Annotated in this window: 12 protein-coding genes; 9 read left to right on the top strand and 3 right to left on the bottom strand. The window is 53.0% G+C overall.

Annotated elements, in window-relative coordinates:
• The 6 genes from pilM to VB081_RS00715 all read left to right on the top strand — a co-directional run.
• Positions 1 to 557: pilus assembly protein PilM (pilM, locus tag VB081_RS00740; RefSeq protein ID WP_323398957.1), on the top strand; the 557-nt coding region annotated here is incomplete at its 5' end.
• A 10-nt stretch (positions 558 to 567) separates the two neighbouring features.
• A complete protein-coding gene (locus tag VB081_RS00735) occupies positions 568 to 1,176 on the top strand; it encodes a PilN domain-containing protein (RefSeq protein WP_323398956.1) in 609 nt (202 codons plus the stop codon).
• Positions 1,173 to 1,937, top strand: coding sequence for a hypothetical protein (locus tag VB081_RS00730; RefSeq protein WP_323398955.1), 765 nt, complete (start codon positions 1,173 to 1,175; stop codon positions 1,935 to 1,937). The genes VB081_RS00735 and VB081_RS00730 overlap by 4 nt, the downstream gene beginning before the upstream one ends.
• Positions 1,934 to 4,864 (top strand): hypothetical protein, encoded by a 2,931-nt coding sequence (locus VB081_RS00725; RefSeq protein WP_323398954.1) that lies wholly within the window; start codon positions 1,934 to 1,936, stop codon positions 4,862 to 4,864. The genes VB081_RS00730 and VB081_RS00725 overlap by 4 nt, the downstream gene beginning before the upstream one ends.
• 7 nt (positions 4,865 to 4,871) lie before the next feature.
• Positions 4,872 to 5,234 (top strand): type IV pilus modification PilV family protein, encoded by a 363-nt coding sequence (locus VB081_RS00720; protein ID WP_323398953.1) that lies wholly within the window; start codon positions 4,872 to 4,874, stop codon positions 5,232 to 5,234.
• Between the two features lies 1 nt (position 5,235).
• Complete coding sequence (locus VB081_RS00715) at positions 5,236 to 5,763, top strand: type II secretion system protein (protein WP_323398952.1); 528 nt, start codon at positions 5,236 to 5,238, stop codon at positions 5,761 to 5,763.
• Here the strand turns inward: VB081_RS00715 and VB081_RS00710 are convergent.
• Complete coding sequence (locus VB081_RS00710; protein ID WP_323398951.1) at positions 5,760 to 6,527, bottom strand: prepilin peptidase; 768 nt, start codon at positions 6,525 to 6,527, stop codon at positions 5,760 to 5,762. The two genes, VB081_RS00715 and VB081_RS00710, sit on opposite strands and share 4 nt — an antisense overlap.
• A 72-nt stretch (positions 6,528 to 6,599) precedes the next feature.
• Between VB081_RS00710 and VB081_RS00705 the strand changes: the two genes are divergently transcribed.
• The 3 genes from VB081_RS00705 (at position 6,600) to VB081_RS00695 (ending at position 9,916) form a co-directional block, all read left to right on the top strand.
• A complete protein-coding gene (locus VB081_RS00705; RefSeq protein ID WP_323398950.1) occupies positions 6,600 to 8,297 on the top strand; it encodes a GspE/PulE family protein in 1,698 nt (565 codons plus the stop codon).
• A 15-nt stretch (positions 8,298 to 8,312) separates the two neighbouring features.
• Positions 8,313 to 9,371: a type IV pilus twitching motility protein PilT gene (locus VB081_RS00700; protein ID WP_323398949.1), complete on the top strand. Its 1,059-nt coding sequence runs from the start codon at positions 8,313 to 8,315 to the stop codon at positions 9,369 to 9,371.
• 110 nt (positions 9,372 to 9,481) lie between these two features.
• Positions 9,482 to 9,916 carry a type II secretion system protein gene (locus tag VB081_RS00695; RefSeq protein WP_323398948.1) on the top strand — a complete coding sequence of 145 codons (435 nt, stop codon included), beginning with the start codon at positions 9,482 to 9,484 and terminating at the stop codon, positions 9,914 to 9,916.
• A gap of 62 nt (positions 9,917 to 9,978) precedes the next feature.
• Here VB081_RS00695 and VB081_RS00690 read toward each other — a convergent pair whose 3' ends face one another.
• On the bottom strand, positions 9,979 to 10,752 hold the full coding sequence (locus VB081_RS00690; RefSeq protein ID WP_323398947.1) for a prepilin-type N-terminal cleavage/methylation domain-containing protein: 774 nt from the start codon (positions 10,750 to 10,752) through the stop codon (positions 9,979 to 9,981).
• A partial coding sequence (locus tag VB081_RS00685; protein WP_323398946.1) for an EAL domain-containing protein occupies positions 10,736 to 11,396 on the bottom strand: 661 nt, incomplete at its 5' end. The genes VB081_RS00685 and VB081_RS00690, both read right to left, overlap by 17 nt.

Here is an 11,396-nt window from a genome sequence, read left to right as displayed (position 1 = left end):
GGGAACAGACAAAGGTGCTCGTTTTTGGCGTGGATAGGAAGCTAGCGGACAGATATCAGGAGATGCTGCGCTCGGCAGGACTCACACCCGTCGCGATGGATATCCACGCGAACGCGGTGCGCAAGCTGGTCGCCGTGGCGGATGTCGTGCCGAATACGGCGGGTCAGCTTAATATCGTGACGGACATAGGCTGCGACCTCATCAACTTTCACTTTTTTGTAGAGGGAGCGCTGACGTTCACGCGCTGCACCGTCATCGGTATGGACGCATATGCAAAGGAAAATATTGGTGCGATGTACAAAAAAAGCGCACAGGAATTAAAAGAGGATATCAACTTTAATACTTATGTTTCAAGATTGGGTGACGAAGTACAGAAGATGCTGCAGTTCAGCGCGACAGGCGAATACAAGTCACTGCAGACGAAAATATATCTATCGGGCGGCGGTGCGCGCTTTGAAGGGCTGGGCGCGATGCTTGGTGAATACTTAAGCCGCGACGTACAGACGCTCAATACAAAGATACTACTGAACGCGCTGGGCGCGCAGATTCGTGTGTGAGGTGGATGGTTTGAAAGATCTTAACTTTTTTGCAGGCGTTAAAAAACAGGCAGCAAAGCACAAGCTGGGAGAGTTCATGCGTAATGGCATCATCGTTCTGGTAGTATGCGCGGGTGCGGTCGGTGGTTTTTATGTCTGGCAGCTGGTGCAAAAGGCATCTGTGATCGGAAGCATTGTCGCGCTTGAGGTACAGATCGAACTGGCCAAATCGGGCAGCGCGGATTACGGCGCGCTTTCCTCGAATGCACAAAAGCTGAATGCACTCAAGACATACAATTCTATCATCGAAACGTTCAGTGAAAATCTGGCGGCTTACCCGCACCTTGATAAGGCGCTGATGGACGATATCAACGCAAAAAAGCCACAGGATGTGAGTATCGTTAAAATAGACTATTCGAACGATATGCTAAAGATCGACTGCCGGGCGCAGGATACCTCCTCGCCGGCGGAATTCGTACGCAGCCTGCGTACGAGCGCGTTGATTGCCGATGTGACGTATAACGGCTACTATGCCGCAGACGGAACGGCGGTCGCGCCGGACGCTGCGGATGCACAGGTGCAGACAGGAACGGTCACGTTTACCGTGGGCTGTGAACTTGCGGGAGGTGACGCGAAATGAGACTTTCCAAGAGGGAAATGGTATTACTCATCATCCTGGGCATCGTGTTGATCGGCGTTCTAGGCATCAACTTCCTGATTGTACCCATGCAAAAGAGCTTGCAGGCAGACGCCTCGCTGCTGATGCAGAAGCAGGACGAACTTGTGAATGTGGAATCTGATACGAAAACATCGAGCGCACTTATGGCAGATATCGACGAGGCATACGCGCGGGCACAGGAGCTTCAGAAGCCTTATGAAAACAGTCTGCGGCAGGAAGAGATAGACCTGTGGCTCAACAATATGCTGGCTTATAACAATTTGGAAGTACAGAACATGGATATTTCGGACGTGGGTGTCAGTACGGCGGATTTTTCGGCCACACCTACGGACGAGCAGCAAGCGCTGCCCATACAGGACGCCGCGGACATTGTGAACGGTACGATGCAATCATCGGCGCAGCCTTCCGCACAGCCGTCGGACGAAGCGTCGGCAACGGCCTCGGCTGAGGCGGGCGCTTCGCCATCGCCTTCCGCAGCTGCAACGGAAAGTGCACCGGCGTTATACCAGTTAAGTGCAGTCATCAACTGTGTCGGCAGCTTTGACGACCTGATCGCGCTGTGCAACGGGCTGTATGAAAGCGGACGCGCGCTGCGCATAACGACCCTCACCACGCAGGAGGCGGGAGAGGACGGGCGTATGCCCGCTGTGATCACCATCGAATTTTACGGGATACCGGCTGTAGACGCGATAGGAGCCGGGACAGGAGAAGCATCGGCATGAGGAACAAAAAACGCGCCAGTACGCTTGTTATGGTGCTGTGCGTGTTTGGCTTTATCGTTATCGTCGGCGTGAGCGTGATGACGCTCGCGGGTGTTGCAAACCAGCAGGCTTCGCATACCTTAGGGCAGCAGCAGGCTGATTTTGCCGCACAATCGGTGCTCGATACGGTGAGCGCCAAGATCGTCGACCAAACGATCGACCCGTTTACGCTGGGCAAGGGGTCTTCTTACAAAGTGGAAGGCAGCGGCAGCGACGATGTGTTTGGGGAGTATGACATATCAATCGAGAAAGATAGCAAGGGCGGCATAGGCAATGTGTTCAGGGTCGCGGTGACAGCAGAGAAAAATGGTTTTATATCGAGTATGCATAAACTGCTGCAATATACGTCGGGCGAAGGAGAGGACGAGGTAGACTTAGCGAAGATATTTGACGTGGTAGCAGGCGCGACCAACTTGAATCCGGGTATGAGCATGGTTCCCTCGTCTGTGGGCAGCTCCACATCGGAGGGCAGCGTTTTCTTTGACAACGGTGACAATACAACGACCTTCACCGGAGGTTCGGGCGTGACCAAAAATGTGGACGCGATCGGCAAGCTCAACCTCGGCGTGGGAACGTTCGGTACACAGGGCGAGGATACGCACGTGCAGGCAAATGGAGATATCGAGATCAAGACAAGCGGTGCGGTCTATTCCGATGTGCGTTCCGAAGGAAATGTGACGGTAGACGGGTCGCAAAATATTCCCGGCGATATTTATGCCAACGGGGATGTCGTACTGAAAAACGGTGCGGTCGTCGCGGGCGACGTCCATGCGGGTGGTACGGTGACACTCCAAGGCTGGGGCGTAAAAGTCAAAGGGACGATCTACGCAAATGGTACAAGGAAGGACGACGGTACGTTTGAAAACGGCAATGTAAATATTACGGCGGGCGCAGCAGCGGAAGGCGATATTTATGCAAATGGCACTGTTTTGGTTGATGGCTATGATGCGGTGAGCAAGGGAACGATCTACGCAAACGGCGATGTGACAGTGCAAAACAGCGCAACCGTAAACGCAATCAAATCGAACGCAAATGTGGTTGTCAACAACAGCATATATAACGGTTCAGTAGGCTCGATCGAATGTATGGGGAATGTAGACGTTGCAGGGCTGGTGAAATCTACCATAAAAGCCGGCGGCAATGGAAATTTTTCAGGAACATTCAGTGGCAATATTTACGTGGAAGGTGAAGTCAAGGTCGGCAATATAACGGGGATGAAGGATGTGTATTCCAACACAAAGGTCAATTTTGACAGCAATACAAGGATCGCCAGCTCCGTTTATCCGAACATTTATGCGCCATCCATCATGGGAAAAGACGCAGATATTTCATATTGCCACCTGTTTGCATGGGGCAAACCGGGCATTGTAGAACTCGATAATTGCATTGCGTCCGCGGCAAGCAACAGCTTGTGCACGGTGATATATGCAAACTCGGATGTGAATATTAAAAATGCGGCAAGGTCGCCGTACTTTACAGTGGTAGAAATATATGCACGCCAGGACGTCAACCTGACCAATGCGACGCTCACTGATTCATGGGCAGGAACGAATTTGATCCGCGCGCTTGGTGAAGTAAAGATGGATGGGGGCAAGCTTGCAGGCAGCACCGTGGAGGTGGGCGGTAATATCAATATTACGAACAATGCCACGATCATGAACAACACACAACTTTTCGCAGACCGTACCATTAACTTTGAAAATTCGCTGATGCAACTTGGTTCTATCTTTGCGAACAGGGAAGTTACGTTAAACGGCAATACATCTATAATTGGCACAACCATTTCGAGCGCAGGAGCGCTTACGGTAAACTTGTCAGCGGGGGCGCAGCGCTCAATGGCGACGGTGAAGGTAAACGGAGCTGCAACATTCGATCACGCTAATTTTTCTTCGCTGACGATGGACGCGATCAGCGGGGCAAGCTTTACCAATTCGCAGGTTGGCGGCGGGACGATCCGTATCCCGCAGGGGCAGTCCATTACAAAAACAGATTCTAGCGTGCCCGAACCGACTTACGTCATACCACCTGATGTGATCGAGCCGGTAGCGCCGTTTACAAACACTACGTTCGGAGAGATACCCAAAGGGGAGGGCGTACAACAGACAGAAAAGCTCGATATCCCGTATGACGAAATGCCAATGGTGGACTTAAAGTTGCAGGAGAAATACGCAAACCCCACGGTATGGAATGTTCCGGCGGCTATCGACGAGCAGATGAAGCAAAACAACATAGACTTTGCGTTCAACAATAAAAAACCCATTGGGTACGAGATTGCCGGTAACGACTATATTTTTAAGAACAACTGTAACCTGACGATTGATTTTCAAAAAGCGCAGGGACAGCAGTACGGAAAAAACCTTGTGTTCGATGCGACGGAAGCAGACCTCTATGTCCGGCTCAAAATGCCGGAAGGCGGAGGATATACAATGGAGGTTACGTCGGGCGTGAATATCCTCACCAAAGGGGATCATAACGTTTACCTGTTCCTTGATGAAGGAACGAACGCAAGCAATTTTGTAAACTTTGCATTAAAGGGCAATACATTTATGGGACATTACGACTATGCGGCGGCAGGACCGCCTGCGGTGGATGCGCGCGTACCTAACCTGTATGTGATATCGAACGCAAAAGGAGTTGTGATGGATCTTTCGCTGTATAACAGTGCGCATGCGTTTTTTTATGCGCCATACGGTACGGTGAAAATGACGGGGAGTTCGATCTTTGCAAGCGGCGCAAAGCTTTATGGCAGTGCGATCGCCTCGCATATCGAGATGGGGGACAACCAGAAATATATTCAATATACATCAACGGGGACATCGGGCGGTGGAGGCAGCGCAGGCGTCAGCGGATGGACGGTCGTCGGAACATATCCCGGCACGGGTGAATAAGGACAATATGAAGAAAAGAAACACGAAAAAAGGGATAACACTGGTAGAAGTGATCATCAGCTTAGGGCTGTTGGGCATTGTTGCGATCGCCCTTTTGGGGGTGCTTGCGCCTACCGTCAATATGGAAAAAAATACGCGTAAGATGAATACTGCGACGTTTGACGTGGCGGGCGAGCTCGAGCGGGGGTTATACAGTCTGCGCAGCGGTTCGGATATTACGGACTTGAACTACCTGACCTACTGGCCGCACACGCTCGATTTTACGTTGAATGACACGGATTTTTCGATAGACGGGAAGCTTGTCAAATCACAAGACCCGAACGGTGATACCACGCTGCAGGCATTTGCGCCAAATGCGTCGGGAGGCTGATATGGCGGGTAAAAACAAAAAAAAGGCCTTCACCTTAATAGAGCTCATTGTTGTGATGGCGCTTGTAGGCGTGCTGGGGCTGGGCATTGCGGTCATATTCGTTTCCGCAAACGACTCGATCGTCACATTAGGGCAGCAGACGGACGTGACCACCAAAACAAATTTCGCGATGGATACGGTGCAAACGTATTTGAAATATGCCAAAGGCCTGACCATCCACGAGACCGCGAACGAAGCAAAGGAAGCGGGAAGGACGTACCTTTACAGCAAGGACGGCAGAATATACATACAAAAAGGCTCGAACGCATCAGAGGATATGTTCAACGAGGCGTTTTATGAGGGATATTATGCGGAGCTGATGGCAAGCGCCATCCAGCAGAATATTGTAAAGGTAACGGTCGCCATGACCAACAAAAACGATGTGTCCGTGGCCTACTCCCTGGAAACGGATGTGGTCGCGCTCAACACGGAAACAGTAGTCGGAGCCGCGTGGGGACTGATGGTCTCGTACGAGACGCAGAACCCTTAAAAGCCGAGTAGGGAAATGTACCACGCTATGACGGCGTCGCCCCAGAAAAGGGCGGCTATAAGGCCGGCAGAGAGCATGGGTACAAACGGAATCGCGTCCTTGCGCCCCTTCTTTTTGGAGGCGATAAGGATCACGCCCACAACAGCGCCGATAACAACGGCGGCAAGGAGCGAAAACAGCGATAGCTTCCAGCCCAGCACAAGACCCGCGGCAGCCATCAGCTTGACGTCGCCGAGGCCCATCGCATTGCCGCGTGACAATAAGACGATGAGCAAAAGAGGCCCTGCGGCGCACAGCGCACCCAGCAGACGTTCCCACCAGAGCAGCGTATCAGGGAGAAAGAAGCAGGCAATGCCGATCACAAGCAGCGCGATGCTCGCGCCGTCGGGTATCTCAAAGGTGCGGATGTCGATCATAGATGCGACGATGAGGACAGAAACAAACGCCCAAGCGACGAGTGTCATCCATGAAAGGCCGAAGATATAAAAGCTTAAGATATAAAGCCCAGCGCTAAGAAGTTCGACCAGCGGATATTGGGGACTGATCTTCTCCTTGCAATAGCGACACCTGCCCCGCAGGAACACATAGCTCAAAACGGGGACAAGGTCGATCGGTTTTAAGGAATTGCCGCAGCTTGGACAATAAGAGCCGCCTGTCGCGACGGACTGCTTTAGCGGCACGCGGCAGATGCACACGTTTAGAAAACTGCCGATCACCAGTCCAAAGACAAGGGCGAACGGCCAGAAATAAGTAAATATCGGCATGGTTTCAAAATACTCCTTTTCAAGTATTATATGGGAAAGAGCCGTGCATTTCAATAAGAAAGGACAGTCAAAATGGCGGAACAGAAGAATATCCAGATCGGACAGCTTCTATTAAATGAGAACCTGATCACGGCAGAGCAGCTGAACGCCGCGCTCGCGATCCAGAAGAAGACAGGCAAGCTACTCGGGGATATCCTGATCGAGGAAAAATTCATCACGGAGATCGCCTTTACAAAAGCACTGGCAAAGCGTTTAAAGACGACATTCGTAGACCTGTCGCAGGCGCGTATCGATCCGGCAGCGGTACACATGATCGCTGAAGATTTTGCGCGTAAAAACGACGTGATCCCCATTGACCGGAAAAACAATTCCCTGATTGTCGCCATGAGCAACCCAATGAATTTCCACGTCATCGAGGATGTGCGGCTGGAGGCGGGCATGGAGGTCGTCCCTGTTATCGCCACGCCAAGCAGTATCCGCGACGCGATCGGCAAGCATTATGTGGATAAGGTGACGCACGAAGCGGCGGAGGACGTAAACAAGGAATTCCGTGCGACCATGACGGTACAGGAGATATCGTCTATAGACGCGACCATTGACGAACGTGTAGACAGCGCGCCTGTCGTGCGTCTTGTCAATTCCATCATCGAGCAGGCGGCTAAGCTGAATGCCAGCGACATCCATATTGAGCCGGGCAGAAAAGAAACGCACGTGCGCATGCGTATCGACGGGAATCTGCAGGACATCCTCACGCTGAGCACGGAGGCGCACGCCTCCATCGTGACGCGTATCAAGATCATGGCTTCTATGGACATCGCCGAACGCAGGCTGCCGCTTGACGGACGGTGCGAGACGGATGTGAACGGCGAGCTGATCGATATGCGTATTTCTACGCTGCCAACAGTGTACGGGGAAAAAGCAGTCATCCGCCTGCTGACAAACAACTTTTTAAAAACACAAACAGGCACATATTCGCTTGGTTTAAGCCAGGAGAATACACGCCTGTTCGATAAACTCGTGCGAGTGCCGCACGGCATCATACTGGTCACAGGCCCCACCGGCAGCGGTAAAACAACGACACTGTATACAATGATAAGTGAAGTCATGTCGCCGCAGGTCAACGTTGTGACCATCGAAGACCCGGTCGAATTCAAGATCGACGGCGCAAACCAGATGCAGATCAACAACCGTGCAGGGCTGACGTTCGCAAGCAGCCTGCGCTCCATATTGCGGCAGGACCCTGACATCATCATGGTGGGCGAGATTCGTGACCCTGAGACGGCACAGATCGCCGTACGCGCGTCCATCACAGGGCATCTGGTGCTTTCCACGCTGCACACAAATGACGCGGCCTCCACGGTAGGCAGATTGATCGATATGGGCGCGGAGCCATACCTCGTCGCTTCTGCACTGTCCGGCGTGATCGCGCAGCGGCTGGTGCGCCGGATATGCCCGCATTGCAAGCAGGAACACCCGTCGACCCCGGCGGAAAACCTGATGCTCGGTTTAAGTGAAACGGTCATGCTTTACGAGGGCAAGGGCTGTCCACGGTGCAGCTTCACAGGGTATCTCGGGCGTAAGGCGATCCACGAGATATTGTTGGTGGACGAAGGTATGCAGGAATTGATCTCCGCCCGCGAAACATCATACAAGATCGCGGAATACGCGCAGAAACAGGGCATGGTGAGCCTGCAGCAGGATATGCTGCGCAACGTTTTGGAGGGCGAATCGACGGTACAGGAATACATCAAAGCGGTATATACGCTGTAAGGAAAGGAAAACGGTATGGCGACAATCAACGAACTGATCATGCAGGCGGCGGCGCGCCGCGCGTCGGATATCCATCTGACGGTGGGAAAAGCGCCTGTCATGCGCATCGACGGGGAACTGATAGAGTGTACGGAATACGAACGCTTGAACCAGCAGACAGCGGAGGCGCTGATCCGGCCCATCATCCCGACAGACAGGATGGGCACGCTCGATACGGCGGGCGATGTGGACTTTGCCTACGCGGTCGGTGATCTGCGCCTGCGTGTCAACGTATTTATGCAGCGCGGGTGCTACGCTGCGGCGCTGCGGCTGCTCGCGCAAAAAATACCCACAGTGGACGAGCTGCGGCTGCCGCCTGTGCTAAAGCAATTTGCGGCGCTGCGGCGCGGGCTTGTACTGGTCACCGGGCCGACGGGCAGCGGTAAATCCACCACGCTCGCGGCAATGATAGACCACATCAACGAGACGCGCAATTGCCACATCATCACAGTAGAAGACCCGATCGAGTATGTGCATACGCACAAAAGAAGCCTCATCAACCAGCGCGAGGTAAGTGAAGACACCATTGGCTTTTCGTCCGCGCTGCGCGCTTGCCTGCGTGAAGACCCGGATATCATACTGGTGGGCGAGATGCGCGACCTAGACACCATCTCCGCGGCGATTACGGCGGCGGAAACAGGGCATCTGGTGTTTTCCACGCTGCACACACAGGGCGCTGCCGATACCATCAACCGTATCATCGACGTTTTTCCGGCAGGGCAGCAGGCGCAGATACGCACGCAGCTTGCGGAAACGCTGGCGGCGGTTATCACGCAGCAATTGGTACCCGTCCCGCAAACATCGGGCGGAGGTCGCGTGGCGGCTCTTGAAATTATGGCGCGCACAGACGCAATCGCCAACCTTGTGCGCGAGGGCAAGATATTCCAGATCGACAACGCCATCCAGACAGGCCGCCAGAACGGTATGCAGACGATGGACATGGCGTTAGGCGAGCTGGCGCGAGGGCGTATGATATCACAGGAAGAGGCGATGGCGCGATGCGTTTCGCCACAAGAAATGCGGCGCTATCTCTGATATCCGCGTAGTTATTACTTGGCAAAACGGTGACCAGTGTGTATAATAATACCATACCAGTCATGTTTATATGCAATAATACAAAAAAGAGAGAAAAGAGGAGAGTTTTTATGTTTTACAGAGCAATGTTAAGAAAAGAAAATGCCAAGAAAAATGGCAAAAAAGCGTTCACGCTCATCGAGCTGATCGTTGTCATCGCGATCATCGGCGTACTGATCGCCATCCTTGTCCCGACCATGATGGGATTTGTGACGCAGGCGGAAGAACAAACGCGTAGCGCAAACGCGCGGTCGGTATACAGCGCGGCAACGGCGGCGTATGCGAATGCAGTAGCGAGTGGGGTTGCAGCCGAACTTCAAGCTGACGCTTTACTAGCAGAGGTTGGAGATTTGTTAGGCACACAGTTTACGAGCAATGGTGCAAGTTTTACTGTGGCGTGGCTTCCTGATGGGGCGACTGGCACGACGGCTGTCACCGGTATTAAAAGTGTAACCTTTACAAATGCTGGCGGTTCGGCTACATATCCCACTCCCACTACCCCGTAACAAAAAAGTTGCAACCAAAAAGCCGCCCGTAGGGGCGGCTTTTTTTGTACTATTTTATCAGATTATTTGAGCGGCTTCCAGCGCCCGTTGGGGTCGTGCAGCGTGGCCTTGATGTCCGTCCACTTAGAGGTAACGGAAAGCCCCGGCCCCTGGTACCAAACGCCTTCTTCGTGGTCGTATACAAGCCCCACATACCATTTGCCGTTTTGCGGGTATACGCTCGCATAAACGACGACATCCGTATAACCGGCCTGGTCGCGGTTAGAGTTGACGAATGGCTGTACATAGAGCGTCTCGCCGGGAGCAACATTGATATTGTATTTGTCGATCAGCGCCTGCGGGAACTGCGGCCATTCGCCGTATTGCGCGCGCAGCGCTTTCCTGAGGCTGTCGTTGTCGCTGCCATTGGCCATTGCCTTTTGTTCCTCTGGCGAAGCGGCGTCGTAGCGCTGTACAAAGGAAAGGTATGTCTCATAAACGGAACGCCCGACGACGGTGCCCGGGTCTTCCGGCACGCCGCCGCTCGAAAGCTCGTGTGCCGAGCAGATGATCACGTTGTTGCCGTCCTCGTCCTTAGAAGGGGAGTACGCGCCGCCATAAGGGCATGTAACGCCCTTGTCCAGCAAAAAAGAGGACAAAGTATAAGACGGGTCGCCCACTGTTTTTGTCGCGTATTGACCAATGGCGACGGTACGATAATCGTTGCACGCATTTGCCTGCGAGCTGGAGGCAAGCGAACCCAGCGTAGGCACAAGCAGCGCCGTCAATACTGCGATGATCGCTACAACAACGATCACTTCGATCAATGTAAATGCTTTTTTAGAAGAATATTCCATTCTTTTTCTCCTCAGGGGAAGGTACTTGCCCGGGCATTTTCCCTAAAAATGCAGCGACCTCCTGCGCGGGCATGGGTCTTGCATACAAAAAGCCCTGTATCATGTCGCTGCCGCAATCGGCAACAAAGCTTCGTTGTTCTTCGTTTTCTACGCCCTCGGCGAGGACGCGGATGCCCAGCTCCTTAAACGCGGCGATCATGTGCCGCACGACAGCCTCGGACTTCGGGTTATCAACCGAAGACCACACAAGGCTCTTGTCCAGCTTTACCGTCTGGATGGGGAAGCCGAGCACAGTGGAAATATTGGAATAACCCACGCCGAAATCGTCAAGCGCAAAGCGCACGCCCCGACTGTGGATGGCAGAGATAAAGCTGCTCACCGCCTCGACGTTTTCTATAAGCGTGCTTTCCGTGATCTCGATCTTGATGCACGAATAGGGTACGCCGCTTTTCTCAATGATATCAAGCACACGCTGCGCCGCGTCGTTCTGTAAAAATTGCTTGGAAGAAAAGTTGACGCTGATGCTGGAAATATCCTTGCCCGCGTCAAGCTGCTGTCTTAAAAATGCGCAGACCTTCGTAAGCACCTGATAGGTGATGTCCACCACCAGACCTGTATCCTCCGCAATGGGGATGAATTCCGAC

Origin of the sequence: Christensenella sp. (assembly GCF_034927525.1) — a bacterium.
Taxonomy (GTDB): Bacteria; Bacillota; Clostridia; order Christensenellales; family Christensenellaceae; genus Christensenella.
This window is presented reverse-complemented; position numbering and strand designations above follow the sequence as displayed.